General features: G+C 46.9%; 24 protein-coding genes. 19 read left to right on the top strand and 5 right to left on the bottom strand.

Going from position 1 to position 21,851, the window contains the following annotated elements; all coding sequences use genetic code 11:
- The first annotated feature begins 1 nt into the window (after position 1).
- The 4 genes from ACQE26_RS19145 to ACQE26_RS19130 are packed head-to-tail and all read left to right on the top strand — an operon-like array spanning position 2 to position 2,943.
- Complete coding sequence (locus tag ACQE26_RS19145) at positions 2-379, top strand: GntR family transcriptional regulator (RefSeq protein ID WP_049628808.1); 378 nt, start codon at positions 2-4, stop codon at positions 377-379.
- Positions 369-1,085: an ABC transporter ATP-binding protein gene (locus ACQE26_RS19140; protein WP_500470308.1), complete on the top strand. Its 717-nt coding sequence runs from the start codon at positions 369-371 to the stop codon at positions 1,083-1,085. Before ACQE26_RS19145 ends, ACQE26_RS19140 begins: the two co-directional genes overlap by 11 nt.
- Positions 1,086-2,003: an ABC transporter ATP-binding protein gene (locus ACQE26_RS19135; RefSeq protein ID WP_500470307.1), complete on the top strand. Its 918-nt coding sequence runs from the start codon at positions 1,086-1,088 to the stop codon at positions 2,001-2,003. It abuts the gene before it with no gap.
- Entirely contained in the window at positions 1,996-2,943 is a 948-nt protein-coding gene (locus ACQE26_RS19130) for an ABC transporter permease (RefSeq protein ID WP_500470306.1), read from the top strand. The genes ACQE26_RS19135 and ACQE26_RS19130 overlap by 8 nt, the downstream gene beginning before the upstream one ends.
- Before the next feature lie 86 nt (positions 2,944-3,029).
- Here ACQE26_RS19130 and cspB read toward each other — a convergent pair whose 3' ends face one another.
- Positions 3,030-3,230: a cold shock-like protein CspB gene (gene cspB / locus ACQE26_RS19125; RefSeq protein WP_003155376.1), complete on the bottom strand. Its 201-nt coding sequence runs from the start codon at positions 3,228-3,230 to the stop codon at positions 3,030-3,032.
- 500 nt (positions 3,231-3,730) lie between these two features.
- Between cspB and ACQE26_RS19120 the strand changes: the two genes are divergently transcribed.
- Entirely contained in the window at positions 3,731-3,874 is a 144-nt protein-coding gene (locus ACQE26_RS19120) for a MetQ/NlpA family ABC transporter substrate-binding protein (RefSeq protein WP_500470305.1), read from the top strand.
- A 10-nt stretch (positions 3,875-3,884) separates the two neighbouring features.
- Positions 3,885-4,019, top strand: coding sequence for a MetQ/NlpA family ABC transporter substrate-binding protein (locus tag ACQE26_RS19115; protein ID WP_500470304.1), 135 nt, complete (start codon positions 3,885-3,887; stop codon positions 4,017-4,019).
- 163 nt (positions 4,020-4,182) lie between these two features.
- On the opposite strand, the gene ACQE26_RS19110 is transcribed toward ACQE26_RS19115, so the two are convergent.
- A complete protein-coding gene (locus ACQE26_RS19110) occupies positions 4,183-5,262 on the bottom strand; it encodes a GGDEF domain-containing protein (protein WP_500470303.1) in 1,080 nt (359 codons plus the stop codon).
- A 151-nt stretch (positions 5,263-5,413) separates the two neighbouring features.
- Between ACQE26_RS19110 and ACQE26_RS19105 the strand changes: the two genes are divergently transcribed.
- The gene (locus ACQE26_RS19105) at positions 5,414-6,805 is read left to right on the top strand and encodes an L-cystine transporter (RefSeq protein ID WP_016938422.1); all 1,392 of its coding nucleotides are present in this window, start codon (positions 5,414-5,416) and stop codon (positions 6,803-6,805) included.
- Positions 6,806-7,009: 204 nt separating this feature from the next.
- Here ACQE26_RS19105 and ACQE26_RS19100 read toward each other — a convergent pair whose 3' ends face one another.
- The gene (locus ACQE26_RS19100) at positions 7,010-7,558 is read right to left on the bottom strand and encodes a hypothetical protein (protein WP_500470302.1); all 549 of its coding nucleotides are present in this window, start codon (positions 7,556-7,558) and stop codon (positions 7,010-7,012) included.
- Between the two features lie 144 nt (positions 7,559-7,702).
- Between ACQE26_RS19100 and ACQE26_RS19095 the strand changes: the two genes are divergently transcribed.
- Complete coding sequence (locus ACQE26_RS19095) at positions 7,703-8,245, top strand: YhcN/YlaJ family sporulation lipoprotein (protein WP_016938420.1); 543 nt, start codon at positions 7,703-7,705, stop codon at positions 8,243-8,245.
- A gap of 123 nt (positions 8,246-8,368) precedes the next feature.
- A complete protein-coding gene (locus ACQE26_RS19090) occupies positions 8,369-9,271 on the top strand; it encodes a hypothetical protein (RefSeq protein ID WP_500470301.1) in 903 nt (300 codons plus the stop codon).
- Here ACQE26_RS19090 and ACQE26_RS19085 read toward each other — a convergent pair whose 3' ends face one another.
- Positions 9,272-9,934: a spore coat protein gene (locus ACQE26_RS19085; RefSeq protein ID WP_047476627.1), complete on the bottom strand. Its 663-nt coding sequence runs from the start codon at positions 9,932-9,934 to the stop codon at positions 9,272-9,274.
- Positions 9,935-10,127: 193 nt separating this feature from the next.
- Between ACQE26_RS19085 and ACQE26_RS19080 the strand changes: the two genes are divergently transcribed.
- Positions 10,128-12,161 (top strand): bifunctional metallophosphatase/5'-nucleotidase, encoded by a 2,034-nt coding sequence (locus ACQE26_RS19080; RefSeq protein WP_500470300.1) that lies wholly within the window; start codon positions 10,128-10,130, stop codon positions 12,159-12,161.
- Entirely contained in the window at positions 12,158-12,754 is a 597-nt protein-coding gene (gene srtD / locus ACQE26_RS19075; RefSeq protein WP_500470299.1) for a class D sortase, LPxTATN-specific, read from the top strand. The genes ACQE26_RS19080 and srtD overlap by 4 nt, the downstream gene beginning before the upstream one ends.
- On the opposite strand, the gene ACQE26_RS19070 is transcribed toward srtD, so the two are convergent.
- Entirely contained in the window at positions 12,751-13,659 is a 909-nt protein-coding gene (locus ACQE26_RS19070) for an RluA family pseudouridine synthase (RefSeq protein WP_060963208.1), read from the bottom strand. The genes srtD and ACQE26_RS19070 overlap by 4 nt on opposite strands.
- A gap of 110 nt (positions 13,660-13,769) precedes the next feature.
- Here ACQE26_RS19070 and ACQE26_RS19065 point away from each other — a divergent pair, with 110 nt between their 5' ends.
- From ACQE26_RS19065 to glpK, 8 genes are all read left to right on the top strand, one after another.
- Entirely contained in the window at positions 13,770-14,165 is a 396-nt protein-coding gene (locus ACQE26_RS19065; RefSeq protein ID WP_224988504.1) for a DUF5365 family protein, read from the top strand.
- 130 nt (positions 14,166-14,295) lie between these two features.
- A complete protein-coding gene (locus tag ACQE26_RS19060) occupies positions 14,296-14,718 on the top strand; it encodes a CBS domain-containing protein (RefSeq protein ID WP_016938414.1) in 423 nt (140 codons plus the stop codon).
- 128 nt (positions 14,719-14,846) lie between these two features.
- Complete coding sequence (locus ACQE26_RS19055) at positions 14,847-15,536, top strand: HAD family hydrolase (RefSeq protein ID WP_045927065.1); 690 nt, start codon at positions 14,847-14,849, stop codon at positions 15,534-15,536.
- The gene (locus tag ACQE26_RS19050) at positions 15,529-17,067 is read left to right on the top strand and encodes a bifunctional GNAT family N-acetyltransferase/carbon-nitrogen hydrolase family protein (RefSeq protein ID WP_016938412.1); all 1,539 of its coding nucleotides are present in this window, start codon (positions 15,529-15,531) and stop codon (positions 17,065-17,067) included. The genes ACQE26_RS19055 and ACQE26_RS19050 overlap by 8 nt, the downstream gene beginning before the upstream one ends.
- Positions 17,068-17,310: 243 nt before the next feature.
- Entirely contained in the window at positions 17,311-18,663 is a 1,353-nt protein-coding gene (locus ACQE26_RS19045; protein ID WP_095241035.1) for an aspartate aminotransferase family protein, read from the top strand.
- Positions 18,664-18,679: 16 nt separating this feature from the next.
- The gene (locus ACQE26_RS19040) at positions 18,680-19,255 is read left to right on the top strand and encodes a glycerol-3-phosphate responsive antiterminator (protein WP_016938410.1); all 576 of its coding nucleotides are present in this window, start codon (positions 18,680-18,682) and stop codon (positions 19,253-19,255) included.
- Between the two features lie 172 nt (positions 19,256-19,427).
- The gene (locus tag ACQE26_RS19035) at positions 19,428-20,255 is read left to right on the top strand and encodes an MIP/aquaporin family protein (protein ID WP_500470298.1); all 828 of its coding nucleotides are present in this window, start codon (positions 19,428-19,430) and stop codon (positions 20,253-20,255) included.
- 16 nt (positions 20,256-20,271) lie between these two features.
- Positions 20,272-21,762, top strand: coding sequence for a glycerol kinase GlpK (gene glpK, locus ACQE26_RS19030; protein ID WP_060963203.1), 1,491 nt, complete (start codon positions 20,272-20,274; stop codon positions 21,760-21,762).
- Positions 21,763-21,851: the final 89 nt, after the last annotated feature.

The following is a 21,851-nucleotide window of genomic DNA, read 5'->3' as shown; positions in this document are numbered from 1 at the left end:
GATGAAGCGTGAATTTCAATCATCAAAGCCGATTTATCTGCAAATTGCCGACCGTGTATATTACCGGCTGATTCGAAACGAGCTTTCGCCGGGTGACAAACTGCCGTCCGTAAGAGAGATGGCCGTTCAGATGAAAGTGAATCCGAATACGATACAAAGAACGTACAGTGAAATGGAAAGGCTGGGGATCGTGGAAACGAGAAGAGGACAGGGAACCTTTATAGCTGAAAGGCCTGATCTGAAAGAAGAGCTGAAAGACAGGCTGACAAAAGACGTATTCAAACGCTTTATTCAGGAAATGGCGGAGCTTGGGTTATCTCCTGAAGAAATGCTCGACGGGATCAAACAATATGCGGAGGAAGCAGACGATGAATCTTGATTTTGAACACGTTACAAAAAAATACGGCCGCAGGCTCGCGGTCAGCGATGTATCATTTTCATTGTCTCCGGGTAAGATCTACGGAATATTAGGACCGAACGGAAGCGGTAAATCAACAACGCTGAAAATGCTTGCCGGGCTTGCATTTCCCACCTCGGGCGCTGTTCGGATCGGCGGACGTGCCGTAAGCCGGAAAATGCTTTTTCGTACGGCTTATTTAACCGAACATGATACGTTTTTCGCCCGGACGACTGTCGGTGATATGCTCACATTTTATCATTCACAATTCCCGGATTTTCAGCTGGAAAAAGCACGGAATCTATTATCGGAAATGAATCTCTCAGCGGGGCAGAAAATAAAAGAGCTGTCTAAAGGCAGCAGGGGCAGGCTGAAAATCGTCCTGGCCCTGTCGAGAAAAGCATCCGTCATTCTGCTGGATGAGCCATTTTCCGGTCTGGATCCGGCGGTCCGGGAATCAATCGTCAACAGTCTCGTATCGTATATTGATTTTGACAGTCAGATCGTAGTTATCGCCACACATGAGATCGATGAGATTGAGACGCTTTTGGACGAAGTGATGGTGTTCAGAAAAGGGAAAATCGCTGAACGGCGTGAAGTCGAAGAGCTCAGGGAGCAGGAAGGAATGTCCGTGCTGCAATGGTATAAAAGCATTATGCAGGCGTACGAAAAAGAAGGGGGATTCTAATTGGAAACAGTATTGGAATTGCAACAGGTAAAGAAAACGATTAAAGGACGAACGATTATTCATGATCTGAGCTTCTCCGTCCGGGCAGGCGAAGTGTTTGGGTTTCTGGGACCGAACGGAGCGGGGAAAACGACTACGATCAGAATGATGGTCGGATTAATGAAACTGTCTCATGGAGACATCGTAATCTGCGGAGAATCCATTACGAAGAACTATGCAAAAGCGGTCAGGCATATCGGAGCCATCGTGGAAAACCCGGAGCTGTACAAATTCCTGAGCGGCTATAAAAATTTACAGCAGTACGCCAGAATGGTAAAAGGCGTTACGAAAGAAAAAATAGATGAGGTCATCGAGCTCGTCGGATTACAGGACAGAATTCATGACAAAGTAAAGACCTATTCTCTCGGGATGAGACAGCGCCTCGGTCTTGCTCAGAGTCTGCTGCATAACCCGAAGGTGCTGATTCTGGATGAACCGACAAACGGCCTTGATCCCGCCGGTATCAGGGAAATCAGAGATCATCTGAAAAAACTGACACGAGAAAAAGGAATGGCGGTGATCGTCTCGAGCCATCTGCTGTCCGAAATGGAATTGATGTGCGATCGAATCGCCATTTTGCAAAAAGGAGAGCTTGTTGATATTCAAAAGGTAAGAGATGAAGGAACAGAAGAAAAAGATACATACTTTTTCCATATTGAACAAAGGGAAGAGGCGCTTGCCGTCCTGAGTCAGTTTGACTGTGTGAAGAAAACAAACGGCTTTGAGATCAAGCTGTCAAAACAGGAAGTGCCTGATGTAATTTCACTTCTCGTCCGTGAAAATATCCGCTTATATGAAGTGAAAATCATAACAAAATCTTTAGAAGACCGTTTCCTGGAAATTACCGGCGGGACGAAAGAGGAGGCTCAATATGCTTAAACTGATCTATAATGAATGGATTAAAATCTTCAGCCGTGTCGGCACGTGGGCTATGATTGTGATTTTAGGCCTTGCGATGACCGGCTTTGCACTTCTGTCAAACCATTTCACCTCTAACGAAGCCAATCCGAATTGGAAGCAGGAGCTCCAGGGCGCAAACAAAGAAATGAAACAGCAGATGAAGGAAACCGGAAATCAGACTGTCATTGATAGTCTGAAACAGAATATCGCGATAAATGAATACCGTATGGATCATAATATCCCCGAGGATACAGGGTACACCGTGTGGTCATACGTAGCGGATTCTTCGATGATGACGGTTTTGACCGGCCTGTTCACGATTATCATCGCAGCAGGCATCGTGGCGAATGAGTTCAACTGGGGAACCATCAAACTGCTGGCCATCCGTCCGCTCAGCCGTTTTCAAATTTTGCTTTCTAAATATATGACGGTGCTGCTGTTCGGACTGCTGATGCTTGTGATTTTATTTGCCGGTTCCGCTCTGTTGGGATTGCTCTTTTTCGGCACTGGCGGAGATACTGCGGCCAATGTCCAACTCGTATACAAAGACGGCCGTGTTTTTGAACAAAATATCATCGCCTTTCTCGCTAAAACATATATCTATGAATCTGTCTCCGCTTTTATGCTTGCGACGATGGCGTTTATGCTGTCTGCGGTATTCCGAAACAGCTCATTAGCGGTCGGATTCTCTATTTTTCTATTGGTTATGGGCAACACGGCGACTGTATTTCTTGCCACGAAATTTGAATGGACGAAATATATTTTATTTGCGAACACGGATTTGTCGCAATATATGAACGGGACTCCTTTAGTAGAGGGGATGACGATGACATTTTCGGTTGTGATGCTTGTGATTTACTTCATCATTTTTATGGCGCTCGCATTCGGGGTCTTCTTAAAACGGGATATTGCTACCTAATGTAAAAAAGCTGTTTTGCCTAGGCAAAACAGCTTTTTGATATAAAAAAAACCGCCGGCTTGCACCGGCAGGTTTTTTTAAGACATTTATGCTTTTGTTACGTTAGCAGCTTGTGGTCCGCGGTTTCCTTCAACGATTTCGAAAGAAACAGATTGGCCTTCTTCTAAAGTTTTGAAGCCTTCGCCTTGAATAGCAGAGAAGTGAACGAATACATCGTCTTGACCTTCTACTTCGATGAATCCGAATCCTTTTTCAGAGTTGAACCATTTTACTTTACCTTCTAACATGAAATTTCCTCCTAAAGCGACATAACGCTTAAATTCACTATTCTTGCTCTAAAACAAACTTCCAAGACGAAAACTCTTACAAAACTTTCTTCTTAAAGATAGTTCGAACAAAAATAATTACCTTTACTCTACCAGTAATCCGGAGAAAAAACAACTGCTAAATGTAACTTTTTTTGAAATAACATTTTTAAAGTCGAAATCGCGCGGATACGGAAGGCTGATCTGAGATTGAACAGCACATTTTGCAGCTCATAAAAGCCGCTCTCTACAACCTTAACTTAAGCATGAGCCCGAATGCATGGTGCAGTGCTGTACATAAAAATAGATAGGGAGTAGGTTATCTTGAAGCTGCGGATTATAAAGAGTCTGGTTTCTCTTCACTTTGATCATGCCGCTTACTTCATGCCACGATCCCGCTTGGAATCGAGCCATTACTATCGGAATCAATGAATGTCATCCATTTATCTGGGGATTTGTTACAAAAAGCCGGAGAGGAAGGATTGAAACTTTCATTGTTAACGTTTTCGGATTATGCCGAGGCTGATTTGGCATTTGCCAGCGGGGATTTTGATGCCGATACATTTCAAACCGTTGCTTATTTTAAATGTTTGCCGACTATTGGAAAAAAGAAGCTGCCCCTTTAGGAACGACGTAATGCGGCGTGTGCTCGGCATTTATTCCAAGCAGTATAAACGGCTGAAGGATGTACCGGACGTAGAGGTCATGATCATGCCTGATGAAGCTGCGGGTTTCGGCAGAGCGCTCTTTCTTATGCAGGAGGCGGGCTGATTACTTAGAAAAGGCGTGACGCAGTAGTTTTCGCCAAAAAAGCAGGATTTCATGCGGCTGCAAGAACTCCTGTCTTTGTATCGAATATCAGGACAGCCTGATTCTCGTTTTCCAGCCGGGCGCCGTTATCACTGAAAAGAAAGAATGATTCTCCCTGCGGCGATCATTCTTTTTTTTCAGTGCTGCACACTTGATTGCGTCCTGAGGTTTTCGCTTTGTACAGCATCCGGTCTGCGATCAGAGGCAGGGTCTGCGGATCCGCCGTATTTGTCGGAAAGTGCGCGATGCCGATAGAAACGGTCACGAAAATTGCATCTCCGCTTGTCAGCAGAATCGGGTTCCCGTCCATCGTCTGCCTGATTTCTTCTGCGAGGTGAAGCCCTTTTGTATACGTGCAATTCGGTATAAGCACCGCAAACTCTTCGCCGCCGATACGGGCTGACGGATCAGAACTGCTGATTAAGAACCTCAGCCGCGTCCCCAGTTCTTTCAGCACTTGATCACCTTCATAATGGCCGTATTGATCATTGATCTGTTTAAAGTGATCAATATCTAAATAAATAAGCGCAAGCTGAGATGAGGCTGATTGAGATGCCCGGTCGTACAGGACGCGCGAGATCTCCTCGAATTTTCTCTTATTAAAAATCCCCGTCAGAAAATCATAATTCGCTTGAAACTTGTATTTCTTGAATAAAAGGCGGGCATCGGCTTCGTGTTTGATGATATACAGTGACAGCATTCCGCCCAAAGTGGAAATGAGCCAATAATAAACGAGGGTCCCGGCAGGCTGTTCAGGCACAAGAAACAGCAGCGTCAGGGTGAAAATAACATTTGAGAAAAGCAGCATAACGAACGCCTTTTTGCGATCCGGCTTTTTTCCTCTGAGGACGGCCACAGAAAGTATGGCAATAATCCCGACTGCTGCAATGGAAAAAATGGCGATGGCATTGAAATTGATCAGAATACGGCCTGCCACGATAATGATAAAGGCAACTGCCGTAGACACCCAGCCTCCGTAAAGAGCGGCGATGATAATCGGGATATTTCTGAGATCAATGATAGAATCAGAATAAGAAAAGCCGAAAGCAATCAGAAAAACCCCTAAAAGCCCGCAAGCCGCCCCCTTCAGTAATTGAAACATCGGACGGTCTTCTTTATACGACAGCGACTCTTTAAAAAGAAGGGTGAAGAGATAATTAAATGTGATTAAAATCGTCAAATTAAGAAACAGTTCCTTCAGCATAACAATCACCCTTATATAAGTTACTAAAGAAAGGGTGGAAAGAAAAGAGAAAAGTCTATAAAAATACATATATTGTAAAATCATACTTGACCGATCGGAATTCATATAATATAGTGTGTAAGGATAATGAGCAAGGGAGTGTTTACCTGTTTTGGAGAATTTATTTGTAGTCTTACATGTTTTCATTATGCTTTTGCTTATAGCAGGTCTGTTTGTGATGCAAAAAAAACACGTTTCCTTTTCTAAACGTGTCTTTACCGCGCTCGGATTAGGCATTGTATTCGGTTTTGCACTGCAATTGATTTACGGGCCGGCTTCACATATCGTGACACAAACAGCCGATTGGTTTAATATCGCCGGCGGCGGTTATGTCAAGTTGCTTCAGATGATCGTCATGCCGCTTGTCTTTATTTCCATTCTGGGCGCATTTACGAAGCTGAAACTGACCCATAACATCGGAAAAATCAGCGGCCTGATCATCGGAATTTTGATCGCCACGACAGCAATTGCCGCGGCAGTCGGAATTGTTTCGGCGCTTTCCTTTGATCTGAAGGCCGTTCATATCGACCAGGGGAGCACTGAGCTATCAAGAGGCCAGGAGCTTCAGCAAAAATCGGAGGATATGACGGCTAAAACGCTGCCTCAGCAAATCGTTGAGCTTCTGCCGGGAAATCCGTTTCTTGATTTCACCGGGGCCAGACCGACTTCCACCATCGGAGTCGTTATTTTCGCCGCTTTTCTCGGCATCGCTTTCCTTGGCGTGAAACGGAAGCAGCCGGAGCACGCCGCGACATTCAGCGGAATTGTCGATGCGGTTTACGCGATTATTATGCGCGTCGTGACATTAATTTTAAGACTGACGCCTTACGGGGTGTTGGCGATTATGACGAAAACGATCGCGACAAGCGACATCGACAGCATTGTGAAACTGGGGATGTTTGTGATCGCATCATACGCCGCGCTCATCGTCATGTTTATCATTCACTTGCTGCTGATTACGTTCAGCGGTTTAAATCCGATCACATACGTGAAAAAAGCATTTCCGGTCATGGTATTTGCGTTTACGTCCCGTTCAAGCGCAGGGGCTTTACCGCTCAATATTAAAACACAAAAAAGCATGGGCGTACCGGAAGGAATTGCGAACTTCGCCGGTTCATTCGGCTTATCGATCGGTCAAAACGGCTGTGCCGGCATTTATCCGGCAATGCTCGCGATGATGATTGCGCCGACAGTGGGGCAAAATCCGTTTGAACCCGGATTTATTATTTCGGTCATCGCGATAGTGGCAATCAGTTCGTTCGGTGTAGCAGGCGTGGGAGGCGGCGCGACATTTGCGGCTCTTCTCGTCTTATCCGCTTTAAACATGCCTGTCGCGCTTGCCGGGCTGCTCATCTCAATTGAGCCGTTAATTGACATGGGGCGCACTGCCTTAAATGTCAGCGGCAGCATGACCGCGGGACTGTTAACAAGTAAAATGACGAAGGAAACCGATACCTCGGTTTACAATGATTCCTCAATCGTCATTGAAGCTGAAGAAGCTTAATAAAAAGAGGATAATCGACAAGCCATGGCGCATCACTTTGCTGTGAAGCCGCACTGTATGGTTAGCAAGCTCTTTCCTCAATCTGAAAAGCCTTAACTTCACCTGAAGTTAAGGCTTTTTTAGCGGGAAGCAACATTATCCGCTCCCCGGCGTTATGATTAAGGTAACTTCTTCAAATCGGTTAAAAAACGAACTTGCGTATTTTTAATGATTTCCGGGTTCCAGATCTTCCAGCATATTCATCACGGTGCTGTCATTTAAAACATTTACCGCGCTTTCTTCAAAGTGAATCGGCTCCGTATGGCTCCGGCTGTGTTCATGAGACGATGAAGATGAGCCGGAGTGCTGGCGGGAAGTCTGCTCATGCCGCTGTCCGCCGGATTCTCCGCCGAAAGCCTGCTTAATCATCTCAGCGGGCTGCATGGAGCCGTCTTGTGAGTGCTGGGCGTTGTCCGTGTACCGCTGTCCGCCGGATTCCCCGCCGAAAGCCTGTTTGATCATCTCGGCAGGCTGCATGGAGCCGCTTTGTGAATGCTGTGCTTTGTCCGTGTGCTGCTGTCCGCCGGATTCTCCGCCGAAAGCCTGCTTAATCATCTCAGCAGGCTGCATGGAGTGTGCGTCATCTTTATGCTGCATTCGGCCTGAAACCATTCCGGTGATTTTGCGGCGGATTTCCGGTGATAAAGCTGCAATTAAAAGTGATGAGCCGATCAGCAGCGCTGTCGGGCTGATGCCTCTTTTTTGTCTGAACAAGTTAAATCCCTCCTCATTCTATTGATAACATTTATCTTTTCCTTTCCTTCTGATATTTATCCAAACCGCTCAGAATGCAAACGGTATGCATAAATCCAGCCGAATAGAAAAACCTATACGTAAAGTGAGAAAGGAGGAATTCACATGATAAAAAAACAAGCAGTTATCTCTGCCCTTCTTCTGCCGATGCTGATTACCGCAGGGTGCAGTATGGGAAACCAGGGAGAAGGAAAACGAAATGACAACCGCACCCAGAATGTAAATTACCGCAACACGCCTAACGACGGTGCGACAAATATGAATACAGGGAACCGTCATAACCAAAACACCGCAGATCATAATAACAACCGTAACCTGAGGGTTGCTGATAAAGCCGCAGACAAGGTGACTGATCTGAAAGAAGTTAAAAATGCAACTGTAATCGTTGCCGGAAACAGCGCTTATGTTGCTGTTGTTTTGACAAACGGGCAAAAAGGCGCCATTGCCAACCATTTGAAAAATAAGATTACCGATAAGGTGAAATCAGCCGATAAACATGTCCGGACAGTATATGTATCAGCGAATCCGGATTTCGTGGAACGTATGCAAGGCTACGGAAAACGAATCAAAAACGGCCACCCGGTATCCGGTCTGTTTGATGAATTCGGCCAAATGGTGCAGCGTGTATTCCCAAACCCCAATAAATAAATGAATGAATAGAAAAGCCGCATTTGCTGCGGCTTTTTTATTTTATCTGCCGTCACGGCCAAACCTTCCGGCGCATAAAGTAAAGAATGAGATGAAAATTGAAGGATCGGGGAGGGAGCTTGTTTGCGTGACGGCATGGGGAAACGGGCGGCATTCACTCTGATCCTGTGCGGGGTCCTTGTCATATTGGCTGTCAGTTCAGCCGTTTCAGTAAGTTTGATGTACGTCCTGTCAGGCCAAAACAGCCGCTCAGTTCCGACGAAGGAACAAGTGACTGAACACATGAATAAAGAAATTTACAAACATACAGCGATTTACTATACGGCGGATGAAAAGCCGCTCTTGAACCTGACCAAGCTTACGTTAGACTACGCAAAGCGTATCAATCAAATCATTGTCGGCTATAAAGGAACAGCGCCTCTTGAACTTATTTTCTTTGCGGATGAAGCTGAAATTGAGCAATATTCCGGCTTGAAAAACGTAGTCGGTTTTTATTCAGAGCAGGAGCAGATGATGGGGCTTTTGCCTGAAGAGAAAAAACAGCTTTTGAAAAAAGATGAGCTGGCCGTTTTTATGTATAAACAATTGATTATACATGAATATACGCACTATGCGTTTCATCAAAAAACGCGGCAAATGGGGACGTCTACGTCTGAATTTCCGCTTTGGTTTCATGAGGGGCTGAGCGAATGGGTTGCGCATTATGATGTAGTCATTGATCCGATTGCATTTTCCGTCGTGCCGTTTGATCAATTAACGACCGACCGAAAATGGCAGAAATCGCGGATGGAATATGAGACGGATGTATATTTGCAAAGCTTCTATATGATAAAGGATTTAACCGATACATTCGGAGAAGGCATTATCTTAACCATTATCAACAAAACCGCCGAAACACAGGATTTTGAAAAAGGCTTTGAAGCGGCCACCAAAGAAACCCTGAAACAGTTTGAACATAATTTCACAAAAACATATGAAAAAAAGAAAACGGCATTGGAGAGTCGGGTATCCAACGCCGTTTCTTAATCAATGCAGGTTTTGCTGCTGTCCCATTTGTCCTTTAATCGGAGGCATTTGCGGCTGTCCCTGAGCCGGCCCGAATGAATTCAGCATCGTCTGCATATCTTGCGCATTAAGCTGAGGAACCTGATAATAACCGTGTTTGTTTTGGTACAAGAAGATTTCAAATGCCATTTCAACATATTGCTGAATTTGGGCGGAGAGCACTCTTCTTGTCACGGGATTGGTCATTTCAAGCGAGCTCATCGTCAAAAGAGAAGCTTGAGCTTTAATCAGGCCGAGCATATGGCCGCTTATCCCGAGATCTTTGACATCATTTAATGATTGATTCGGTTTTTTCGGCTGTGTCGGTTTTATGCCGTACACGGCTTGGTTCTGTTCCTTCATCATATATGTCGAAGTTTCCTGAGAAGGCTTTTGGCCGGTCTTAAAGCATTCTGCCGTCAGATTATAAAGTCCGAGAATGAATTGGTATTGGCGGTCAAGAATATCCGCCAGCTGCTGATCCTGTATAAATTGTCTGAGCATCATAAATTGATCCAGGACGCCGACTGTTCCGGCCAGGACTTCATGCATATCGAAAAGCTCATGTCCTCCGTGATTCACTTGCGGTGAACCCGGCATCCCCTGATTTACTGGCGGCTGCTGCTGATTCTGCTGCTGTTCCACTGATTGTTTTCCTCCTTCATGTCAAATCATCATTAAGATGTGAAAAAAGCTGATCCGTTATACATGCAGACCTATTTCGTTACATGGGGACTATTTACTATTTTGCACCAGTGAAGACAATCTTTACAAAAAAGTGGTGTGATTTTTAAGAAAATAAGCTAACGTATTTCTTAGAAGACAAGGGGGGAAATGAATGAAGAAAAAAAGGGGGATGCGTCTTTCGTGCTGTTTGATGATGGTTTGTTTTATGGTCTCCGGCGTGAAAGATGCGTCAGCAATCGGACAAGCCGGACCGCTGAATGAGAGTGGAACGGCTAAGGCGTATCAAGACCAGCAGACTGAAGACACCGGCCGTATCCCGCTCAGAATCATCAGCATGAATGATCTGCACGGAAAAATTGATCAGCAATATGAGCTTGATCTTAACGGAGATGGTAAACCGGATGGCACGTTCGGCCGAATGGACTACGCTGCGGCGTACATTAAAAAAGCAAAAGCCGAAAAAGAACACGCCTTCGTGGTGCATGCGGGCGATATGATCGGGGGCAGTTCTCCCGTGTCAGCCCTTTTTCAAGATGAACCGACAGTAGAACTGATGGAAGACATCGGGTTTGACGCCGGGACTGTCGGCAATCATGAATTCGATGAAGGAACAAATGAGCTTAAACGGATCATCAATGGAGGAGATCATCCGGACGGAAAGGGGACAAGCGGTTATGACGGCCAAAATTTCCCGCTCGTCTGCGCCAACTGTAAACTAAAATCAGGAGAGCCCTTTCTGCCGCCGTATGAAATCAAATACGTTTCCGGAATTCCGGTTGCATTTATAGGAGTTGTAACCAGATCGGCAGCAGGAATGGTCATTCCGGACGGAATTAAAAACATCACGTTTACGGATGAGGTAAAAGCCGTCAATGACGCCGCCGCTGACCTGAAGAAAAAAGGAATTAAAGCCATCGCCGTGCTCGCCCATATGTCTGCTGAACAAAACGGCAGTGCGATCACGGGAGAAGCCGCAAAGCTTGCCGGCGGGACAGACTCAGAGATTGACGTGATTTTCGCCGCGCACAATCATAAAGTCGTAAACGGAGAAGTCAACGGCAAGCTGATCGTGCAGGCATTTGAATACGGAAAAGCAATCGGAATCGCCGATCTTGAACTTGATAAAGAGTCGAAGGATATCGTGAAAAAATCAGCGGAAATCCAATATATCGACCAAAGTAAAATCAAGCCGGACCCGGATGCGGCAGGCATATTAAGCAAATATGAAGAGAAAGTGAAACCTATTATCAGCGAAACGGTCGGGGAAGCGGCCCATGATATAACGGGCGGCTATTCAAATGACGGCGACACGGCGCTTGGAAATCTGATTGCCGACGGTATGAAAGCGAAGATGAAATCCGATTTTGCGCTAATGAATGGCGGCGGCATCCGGGACGGCATAAAAAAAGGGCCGATTACATGGGGAGACCTTTATAATGTTCAGCCGTTCGGCAATGTGCTGACGAAGCTTGAAATCAAAGGAAAAGATTTGCGGGAGATCATCAACGCGCAAATTTCTCCGGTTTACGGACCGGATTACAGCATCAGCGGATTTTCCTATACATGGAACCCGGAAACCGGAAAAGCGATTGATATGAAAATGGCGGACGGGACAGACATACAGCCCGAGAAAGGCTATACATTAACAGTCAATCAATTTATGGCAACGGCAGCGGGGGCAAAATACGGCCCGATCGGGAAACTCGGCAAGAACCCGGTGACGGGGCCTGAGGATTTGGAAGCGACAGTAGACTATGTCAAAAGCTTTTCCGCTCCGATTTCTTATCAAAGCGACGGCCGCATCCGCACGGCATCAGCAACCGAAACACCTGATAACACCGGCAGTCAGCCGGGAAGCGGGGAAACACCGGGCGGCACCAGACCTGATAAAACAGAAAAACCCCAAGCGGAAAAACCCGCTAAAAACCCGGATGCTGCAAAACAGCCTGATCAATCAAAAAAACCAGAGCGTCCCGTTATAAAAGAAACAGCTTCCAAAACCCGTCCGTCATCGGCTGCAAATCCGGAAAAAAGCACAGAACAGACTGAAAGCGGCACACAAAATGGCCGCCCGTTGCCTGATACTTCAGCGGGCAGCCATCAGACGGCACTGGCCGGACTGGTGATCGCAGGCGCCGGCGTATACTGGCTTTTCAGAAGGAAAAGGAGCAACCGCACACCATGAATAAACTGAAACATATTCCGCTTCTTGTCATCATTATCGGTGTCATCGTCACATGCTACGGAAGCTGGAAGATCGTCGATTCACATATGAAGACAAACCAATCGCTTGAAGAAGCAAAAAAAACGGCTGAACCCGTTCTGGCAAAGAAAGAAACGAATAGAGCCGTTTTGGCGCAGCGCAAAAAAGAATTTCATCCTAAAACAGGTGAAGCAAGCGGTATTTTAGAGATCCCTAAAATTGATGCTGAGCTCCCGATCGTGGAAGGGACTGACGCAGACGATTTAGCAAAAGGCGTCGGCCATTACAAAGACAGCTATTATCCGGATGAACACGGCCAAATCGTATTATCCGGCCACAGGGACACGGTGTTCCGACGGACCGGCGAACTGAAAAAAGGAGACAGGCTGAACGTGATTCTGTCTTACGGCGCGTTTTCTTATAAAATCAGCCATACAAAAATCGTCAGCCGGAATGATACGTCCGTCATCACCCTTCAGCACGAGCGGGAGGAACTGATCCTGACCACTTGCTATCCGTTTTCTTACATCGGAAATGCACCGAAACGATATATTATATATGCTTACCCGGTTTAAGAAAAATACGTGTCGGCAAAGTGTGCCAGATCAGCGGGCATCGGCGCTTCGGCAATGATTTCTTCTCCGGAGACCGGATGGACGACGCTGACCTTTTTGGCGTGAAGCGCCTGTCTGTGAAACAGCGCCCGGCTTCCGCCGTACAGGTCATCTCCCGCTAATGGATGGCCGATGCTTGCCATATGCACTCTGATTTGATGTGTTCTTCCGGTTTCCAATTCAAGCTCGACCAGAGAAAGCTGCGCGCCGGAATGATAGCCTTTTACCTTGTAATGGGTGACAGCGGCTTGTCCGCCGGGTGAGACGCGCCGTCTGACGGAATGTGACCTGTCGCGGCCGATCGGCGAATCAACCGTGCCTTTTTTCGGCGTCACTTTTCCTTCCGCTGCGGCGATATAGGTGCGTTTTAATGTTTTGGTTTCAAGCTGCCGGTCGAGGATGGCATGAGCCAGGCGGTGTTTGGCGAAAACGACCGCACCTGACGTGTCCCGGTCAAGCCGGTGAACGTGGCGGACTTTCGCTTGTTCGCCGTTGATTTGAAAATGGTAAGCGATCAGATTGCTGAGGGTTCCGGTCTGACCCTCTTCATTCGGATGAGTCGGCATTCCCGCCGGCTTATTTGCAATCAGCATATGATTGTCTTCAAATAAGATTTCCGCTTCCCCGTATTCCGGGATCACCGATGACTCCGTTTTTTCCTGAAGATCAATGAACAGGCGGTCTCCGGTTTTCAGGATGATGTTGTTTTTGGGAGATGTGCGATTGACCTGAATGCTTTCTTGGTTCATCCATTCGGTTATCACGGGTTTTGATGCCTGAAATTCTGATTTCAGGACTGAAAACAGCCATTGTCCGGCGTGCTTTTCCGTTATCAGAAGTTCCAGCCCGCGGTCATTTTGTTTCATATCATAAAGCTCCTTTTTCAAGCGGAAAGCGGCTGTTTCAATAGGAAACACTTACCTTAGCTTTCGCGTTTTTTTCTGTGCTATTCTTGATAAAGATTAAGGATATTCACATGGCAAGAAAGGTGATTGATGTGAGAATTGTCAACGCAGCGACTGACGGACAAGAAAGCGCGATACAAGAGCTTTCCTCTGAACTGTTCCAAAATGTCTTTCCTCTTTATTTCTCCGAACTGGAAATGCAGCGCTTTAAAAAAAGGGGCGTATTGTCTTTACAAAACCAACTTTACCAAGGAACGTTAAAAGAAGCATTTCAAATTATGGCTTGTCTGCAAACGGTACATATCATGCTGTCAAAGCCGCACGCGGTATATGATGCCAAAGAGCGGGCGCTGTTTGATAAAAATTGCGCTTTGCTGAATGATTGCGGAATGAATTTTCCGTTTACCTATGATGATTTCGAGACAAGAGCCGAATCAGAAGCCTGCGGTCACAGAAGGCTGATCTGACGGATGTAAAGAGCCTTTTTACAGGCTCTTTTTTGCTTCTTTGACATGATACCACAATTTCTTTCCTCTAACTCCCTTTATAATGAGACAAATCCCTGAGCATAATAAATGGCGAAAGGGGTGCTTTACAATGAGTTCAATCAAACAATCAATGACTACCCACGTGGCTACCGTTTCTCCCAATCAAACGATTCAGGAAGCGGCCGCGCTGATGCATCAGCATAATGTCGGAGCGATTCCCGTCGTTGACGGAGGGGAATTAAAAGGGATGCTGACAGACCGTGATATCGCATTGAGAACAACGGCTCAAGGCCGCGACGGCCAAACACCTGTTTCGCACGTGATGTCTTCTAAAGTAGTATCCGGAAACCCGGAGATGAGTCTTGAAGAGGCGTCACACCTGATGGCCCAACACCAAATCCGCCGCCTTCCCATTGTTGATCAAAATCATTTGGTCGGGATCGTTGCGCTTGGAGACTTAGCGGTCGATCAGCGTTCAAACGAGTCTGCGGGAGCAGCTCTTTCTAATATTTCCAGCCAAAACTCACAGTAACGGATCAAGAGAGCTTGCATTCATGCAGGCTCTTCTTTCCGTCCGAATGTTACATTTTGAACGCGAAAGAAATTCACGGTATAGTGTATACATAGGTCACAGTACGTTAACTAAAGGAGCTGTAAGCAGTGATAAAAGCATTAATCTTTGATTTTGACGGGTTAATTTTAGATACAGAAACCCATGAATATGAAGTGCTGCAAGAAATGTTTGAAGAACACGGATCGACATTGCCTTTATCTGTCTGGGGAAAGGTGATCGGAACGGCCGCGGGGTTTAAGCCGTTCGCGTATTTAGAGGAGCAGCTGGGAAGAAAGCTCGATCATGACGAACTGACGGCGATCAGGCGCGCGCGCTTCGAGCAGCGGATGAAAACGGAAACGGCGCGTCCCGGGGTGGAGGCTTATTTAGCCGCGGCGAAAGAATTAGGATTGAAGGTGGGGCTTGCTTCAAGCTCAGATTTCAAATGGGTATCGGGCCACCTGAAGGAGTTAGGCCTGTTTGATGAATTTGAAGTGATTCAGACGGCGGATGACGTAGAAGAAGTGAAGCCGAATCCGGAACTCTATTTGAAAGCGGCGGAACATTTAGGCGTCGAACCTTCCGAATGTCTTGCCTTTGAGGATTCCGTCAATGGCTCAATCGCAGCCAAACGTGCCGGCATGAAATGTGTGATCGTACCGAATAAGGTAACAAGCACCCTGTTGTTTGAAGAATACGATCACAGACTGGAATCGATGGCGGAAATGGAACTTGAATTACTTTTACAGCGCTTGAACAATCAAAACGAATCGGCAGGGGGAAGCGGCATTGTCTGAGAAACTTGATCTGACCCGTTTTGAAAAGAAAATGGTCATACGGAACATGGAAGAGAAAGATATCAACAAAATTATTGAGCTGCAAAAGGATTGTTTCCCGGGGATGGAGCCTTGGGAGCCTGAGCATTTAATCAGCCATCTCGCGCATTTTCCGGAAGGTCAGTTTTGCGCCGAGTATGAAGGGGAAATTATCGGATCATGCTCCAGTCTGATCATCAATTTCGATGAATACGATGACCGCCACACATGGCAGGATATTACAGACGACGGTTACATCACGAACCACAATCCGGACGGAATGAACCTGTACGGAATTGAAGTGATGGTGCATCCGGCATACAGACGGATGAAGATCGGACACCGGCTGTATGAAGCGAGAAAAGACCTGGCGAGACGATTAAACCTGAAAAGCATCATTATCGGCGGACGGATTCCGAATTACCATAAATATGCGGAAGAAATGACGGCGAGAGCCTATGTCGAACAGGTGACGCGCCATCAGATTTATGATCCGGTGCTTTCCTTTCAGCTGATGAATGGATTTACGCTCATGCGGATCAATCCGAATTATCTCCCGGATGACACCGCGTCCATTAAATATGCGACATTAATGGAGTGGAACAATGTCGATTACCTGCCGCAGTCGAAGCGCTATTACAAATCGGCATTTCCGGTGCGTATTTGCGTCATTCAGTATGAAATGAAAAAGATTTATTCCTTCGAGGAATTTGCCAATCAGGTTGAATATTATGTGGATGTGGCTTCCGATGCAAGATCTGATTTCGCGGTATTTCCGGAGATTTTCACGACGCAGCTCATGTCATTCCTTGAGGAGCGTTCTCCGAGTCTTGCCATTCAGAGGATTACCGAATATACAGAGGACTATATCAGCCTCTTTACAGATCTCGCGGTGAAATATAATGTCAACATCATCGGCGGCTCCCACTTCGTTGAAGAAGAAGGGAAAATTTATAACATCGCTTACTTATTCAGACGTGACGGCACGATTGAAAAACAGTATAAGCTTCACATTACGCCGAATGAGCGGAAATGGTGGGGCATCAGCGCCGGAGACAGAGTGCGCGTATTTGATACAGACTGCGGAAAGATCGCCATTCAGATCTGCTACGATATTGAATTTCCGGAGCTTGCGAGAATTGCCGCGGATCAAGGGGCGAAAATTATCTTTACGCCGTTCTGCACTGAAGACCGCCAAGGCTACTTGCGCGTAAGATACTGCTCTCAGGCGAGAGCGGTTGAAAACCAAATTTACACTGTCATCTCAGGTACGGTCGGGAACCTGCCGCAAACAGAAAATATGGATATTCAATACGCACAGTCAGCCATTTTTGCTCCGTCTGATTTTGAATTCGCCAGAGACGGAATCGTCGGTGAAACGAACCCGAACATCGAAATGGTTGTGATCGGGGATGTTGATCTTGAAATTTTAAGAAGACAGCGTGAAAACGGAACCGTGCGCCAGCTGAAAGACCGGCGCAAAGACATCTACCGGATTACGCATCTTAAATGAAAAAAGCCCGCTCCGGTTTAAGGAGCGGGTTTTTTTATAAAAATACTTGCACCGTCCCCGGTTTCGGGATATGCTCTTGTAGCCCTTTCGCTTTCTGAGAGAAAGCGTTTTTTTAATTGCCGCCGCTTTATTGACTCGCCCATGCCGCGCCTTTATATTCTTATTAAGAGGAAAACTTCACCAAGAGAATCGGCGTCAGAAGCCGGGCAGCTTTCGATACAGTGCAATGATATTGAAAGGGAGATGAGCGGTGTGGAACATGTACAAAAAAATCAGTCACTCAAACAAAAGGATAAAGAGCTGATTTGGCACGCGATGAAAGGGGCGGAGCCGGATGACAGCATAATCGTCCAAAAAGGGGAAGGCGCCTGGGTTACGGACATTGACGGCAGGCGGTATTTGGACGGCATGTCAGGACTATGGTGCGTCAATATCGGATACGGGAGAAAGGAGCTTGCCGATGCGGCATACAGCCAATTGAAGGAGCTTCCTTATTATCCGCTGACCCAAAGCCATCAACCTGCGATTGAACTTGCGGAAAAACTGAATGAATGGCTCGGCGGCGATTATGTAATCTTCTTTTCCAACAGCGGATCGGAAGCAAATGAAACCGCGTTCAAAATTGCCCGCCAATACCACATTGAAAACGGCGATCACAGCCGCTTCAAATTCATCTCCCGGTACAGAGGCTATCACGGCAATACGATGGGGGCGCTCGCCGCTACCGGCCAGGCGCAGAGAAAATACAAATACGAGCCGCTCTCCCAAGGATTTTTGCATGCGGCGCCGCCTGATCTCTATCGGAATCCCGCCGATGCTGACACGTTGGAAAGCGCACATGAAATCGACCGGATCATGACATGGGAATTAAGCGAAACGATTGCCGGCGTTATTATGGAACCGATTATTACAGGCGGAGGTATACTGATGCCCCCGGACGGGTATATGGCAAAGGTAGAGGACATTTGCCGCCGCCACGGCGCGCTGCTTATCAGTGATGAAGTCATCTGCGGTTTCGGCCGCACGGGAGAGCCGTTCGGATTTCAGCATTACGGCGTTTCACCGGACATCGTCACAATGGCAAAAGGCATCACGAGCGCTTACCTGCCGCTGTCGGCGACGGCGGTGAAACGGGAGATTTTTGAAGCGTATTCGGACGGTGAGCCGTACGGCCGTTTCCGGCACGTGAATACATTCGGAGGCAATCCGGCAGCCTGCGCCCTTGCTTTGAAAAACCTGCAATTGATGGAGGACGAAAATCTGATCGCCCGTTCCCGGGAGCTTGGCGAAAGGCTGCTCAGGGAGCTTCAGCCGCTCAGAGAACATCCCGCGGTCGGAGATGTACGGGGAAAGGGCCTTCTTGCCGGCATCGAGCTCGTAAAGGACAAAATTACGAAAGAACCCGCTGATGCCGCCGCTGTCCAGCACGTCATCACCGCCTGTAAGAAAAAAGGCCTGCTTGTCGGGAAAAATGGTGATACCGCAGCGGGATATAATAATGTCATTCAGCTTTCACCGCCTTTCTGCCTTTCTGACGAGGAGCTTTCTTTCATCATTTCGACGGTTAAAGAAAGCGTGCTGAGCATTGATTTTTAATGTAAAGGAGTAAAACATGAGTTTTCACAACCAGCAGATTTTACCGGCTATCCGGAACATGAAGCAATTCGATGCATTTTTAGAAAGTCCGTTCTTATACGGCGTTATTTTAGATATTCACCTCGGTCAATTAAAAGGTGTCGTGAATGAAGCGAAAAAACACGGAAAACACCTGATGGTTCACGTCGATTTAATTCACGGCATTAAGCATGATGAATACGGGGCGGAGTTCATTTGTCAGGACATCCGGCCCGCCGGCATCATTTCGACGAGATCGGCCGTCATCGTCAAAGCGAAACAAAAGAAAATATATGCGATCCAGCGTCTGTTTCTCTTGGATACGAGCGCGATGGAAAAGAGCATGGAATTCGTCGGGAAGCATAAGCCTGACTTTATCGAGGTTCTCCCGGGCATCGTTCCGACTTTAATCCGGGAAATTAAAGAGATGACGGGCATTCCGATTTTTGCCGGCGGCTTTATCCGCACGGAACAGGATGTTGAAAACGCCTTGCAGGCGGGGGCCACGGCTGTGACGACTTCAGACACCGAGCTGTGGGCTAAATATGAACATTCTATGACAAAAAAAGATTGACACCGCTTACACCCGTTGTTACAATAGACCTAGGTTAATACTATGTGATGGAGACCCGGAGACCCACAACAGCTCTTTACGGCAGCAATAAAGCGTAAAGCGGTCTGTTGTGGGTTTTTTATTCTCTATAACTCTGTCAAACCTGCTATTATGTCATTTAGGAGGAATGATGATGACAGCATTTTGGGGAGAAGTAATCGGTACAATGCTGCTTATTATTTTCGGCGGCGGCGTTTGTGCGGGAGTCAATTTAAAGAAATCGCTTTCATACCAATCCGGATGGATTGTTGTTGTATTCGGCTGGGGGCTTGGAGTAGCCATGGCGGCATATGCTGTCGGCGGAATCAGCGGCGCTCACTTGAATCCGGCTTTAACGATAGGCCTTGCGCTTGAAGGCAGTTTTCCTTGGAGAGAAGTCCCTGTCTATATTGCTGGACAGATGATCGGAGCAATAATCGGTGCGGTTATTGTGTACCTTCATTATCTGCCGCATTGGAAGGCGACGGATGATCCGGCCGCTAAGCTGGGCGTTTTCTCGACCGGACCGAGTATTCCTCATACATTTGGGAATATGATAAGTGAAGTCATTGGGACGTTTGTGCTTGTGCTCGGCATTTTGGCAATCGGAGCGAATGAATTTACAAAAGGGCTGAACCCGCTGATTGTCGGATTCCTCATCGTGGCTATCGGAATTTCTCTCGGAGGAACGACAGGGTATGCGATCAACCCTGCGCGGGATTTGGGGCCGAGAATCGCGCACGCCTTTCTGCCGATTCCGAAAAAAGGGCCGTCAAATTGGAAATATGCCTGGATTCCCGTTATCGGTCCGATTATGGGCGGTGCGTTCGGCGGCGTATTTTACAATGCCGCGTTTAAAGGAAATGTGACATCTAGCTTTTGGTTTGTAAGCGTTATAATGGTTGTATTGCTTTTCATACTCTATGTTTATACCAAGAAATCTCAATCACGAAAAACATTATCAAATTCTGAATATATTTAAAAAGGAGAGCGGCATCATGGAGACCTATATTTTATCAATTGACCAAGGCACAACAAGTTCAAGAGCGATTCTTTTTAATAAAGAAGGAAAAATCGTGCATTCCGCTCAAAAGGAATTCACACAGCACTTCCCTCAGCCGGGCTGGGTGGAGCATAATGCGAACGAAATTTGGGGATCGGTACTCGCCGTTATCGCGACTGTGATCTCAGAGTCCGGAATCAGCGCGGACCAAATTTCCGGCATCGGTATCACGAACCAAAGGGAAACGACGGTCGTATGGGATAAAGATACCGGAAAGCCGGTATACAATGCGATTGTGTGGCAATCGAGACAAACATCCGGCATTTGCGAAGAGCTTCGTGAAAAAGGATATAATGATACATTCAGAGAAAAAACGGGACTTCTGATCGACCCTTATTTCTCAGGAACGAAAGTCAAATGGATTCTTGACAATGTAGAAGGCGCGCGGGAAAAAGCGGAAAACGGAAATCTCCTTTTCGGAACGATTGATTCATGGCTCATCTGGAAAATGTCCGGAGGCGCGGCGCACGTAACGGATTATTCCAACGCTTCAAGAACGCTGATGTTTAATATCCATGAATTAAAATGGGATGACGAGCTTCTTGACATTTTAGGCGTGCCGAAATCAATGCTGCCGGAAGTGAAACCGTCTTCTCATGTGTACGCGAAAACGGTTGATTATCATTTCTTCGGCAAAAATATTCCGATTGCGGGTGCGGCCGGAGACCAGCAGTCAGCGCTGTTCGGTCAGGCGTGTTTTGAAGAAGGCATGGGGAAAAACACATACGGCACAGGCTGCTTTATGCTCATGAATACCGGAGAAAAAGCCATTGCTTCAGAGCACGGCCTTCTGACGACGATCGCCTGGGGGTTAGACGGAAAAGTCGAGTATGCGCTGGAAGGAAGCATCTTTGTCGCAGGTTCTGCCATCCAATGGCTGAGAGACGGCATGCGGATGTTCCATGATTCGAAAGAAAGCGAGACATACGCAGAGCGTGTGGATTCCGCTGACGGTGTTTATGTCGTACCTGCTTTCGTCGGATTGGGCACACCGTACTGGGACAGTGACGTGCGCGGCTCAGTTTTCGGCCTGACACGCGGAACGACGAAGGAGCATTTTATCCGGGCTACGCTTGAATCTCTCGCTTATCAGGCGAAAGATGTGCTTGATGCCATGGAAGCTGATTCAGGCATCTCTTTAAAAACGTTGCGTGTAGACGGCGGAGCGGTTAAAAATAATTTCCTTATGCAGTTCCAAAGCGACTTGCTTGATGTGCCGGTCGAACGTCCGGAAATTAATGAAACGACGGCGCTCGGTGCCGCGTATTTGGCCGGAATCGCTGTCGGCTACTGGAAGGACAGCACTGAAATCGCCGATCAGTGGAATCTGGATAAGCAATTCAAACCGGAAATGGAAGATGAAAAACGCGATGAATTGTACGGCGGATGGAAAAAAGCAGTAAATGCAGCTATGGCTTTTAAGTAAGATAAAATTATGATATACTGAAAACAAGTTAATAGGAACGGTCCTGAGATGAGGAGAGACCACAGCACCAAAGTGATAACATGCGCTTT

It is taken from the genome of Bacillus sp. 5RYD7K (assembly GCF_059831465.1).
Note: the sequence above shows the minus strand (reverse complement) of the source record. Positions and strands in the feature narration are given on the sequence as shown.

Excerpts from the sequence above, each read along its gene's own strand:
- ACQE26_RS19145 (WP_049628808.1), top strand. The coding sequence starts at position 2 with ATGAAGCGTGAATTTCAATCATCAAAGCCGATTTATCTGCAAATTGCC.
- ACQE26_RS19140 (WP_500470308.1), top strand. The coding sequence starts at position 369 with ATGAATCTTGATTTTGAACACGTTACAAAAAAATACGGCCGCAGGCTC.
- ACQE26_RS19130 (WP_500470306.1), top strand. The coding sequence starts at position 1,996 with ATGCTTAAACTGATCTATAATGAATGGATTAAAATCTTCAGCCGTGTC.
- cspB (WP_003155376.1), bottom strand. The coding sequence starts at position 3,230 with ATGTTAGAAGGTAAAGTAAAATGGTTCAACTCTGAAAAAGGATTCGGA.
- ACQE26_RS19115 (WP_500470304.1), top strand. The coding sequence starts at position 3,885 with ATGCGGCGTGTGCTCGGCATTTATTCCAAGCAGTATAAACGGCTGAAG.
- ACQE26_RS19110 (WP_500470303.1), bottom strand. The coding sequence starts at position 5,262 with ATGCTGAAGGAACTGTTTCTTAATTTGACGATTTTAATCACATTTAAT.
- ACQE26_RS19095 (WP_016938420.1), top strand. The coding sequence starts at position 7,703 with ATGATAAAAAAACAAGCAGTTATCTCTGCCCTTCTTCTGCCGATGCTG.
- ACQE26_RS19080 (WP_500470300.1), top strand. The coding sequence starts at position 10,128 with ATGAAGAAAAAAAGGGGGATGCGTCTTTCGTGCTGTTTGATGATGGTT.
- srtD (WP_500470299.1), top strand. The coding sequence starts at position 12,158 with ATGAATAAACTGAAACATATTCCGCTTCTTGTCATCATTATCGGTGTC.
- ACQE26_RS19070 (WP_060963208.1), bottom strand. The coding sequence starts at position 13,659 with ATGAAACAAAATGACCGCGGGCTGGAACTTCTGATAACGGAAAAGCAC.
- ACQE26_RS19065 (WP_224988504.1), top strand. The coding sequence starts at position 13,770 with ATGGCAAGAAAGGTGATTGATGTGAGAATTGTCAACGCAGCGACTGAC.
- ACQE26_RS19060 (WP_016938414.1), top strand. The coding sequence starts at position 14,296 with ATGAGTTCAATCAAACAATCAATGACTACCCACGTGGCTACCGTTTCT.
- ACQE26_RS19045 (WP_095241035.1), top strand. The coding sequence starts at position 17,311 with ATGAGCGGTGTGGAACATGTACAAAAAAATCAGTCACTCAAACAAAAG.
- ACQE26_RS19040 (WP_016938410.1), top strand. The coding sequence starts at position 18,680 with ATGAGTTTTCACAACCAGCAGATTTTACCGGCTATCCGGAACATGAAG.
- ACQE26_RS19035 (WP_500470298.1), top strand. The coding sequence starts at position 19,428 with ATGACAGCATTTTGGGGAGAAGTAATCGGTACAATGCTGCTTATTATT.
- glpK (WP_060963203.1), top strand. The coding sequence starts at position 20,272 with ATGGAGACCTATATTTTATCAATTGACCAAGGCACAACAAGTTCAAGA.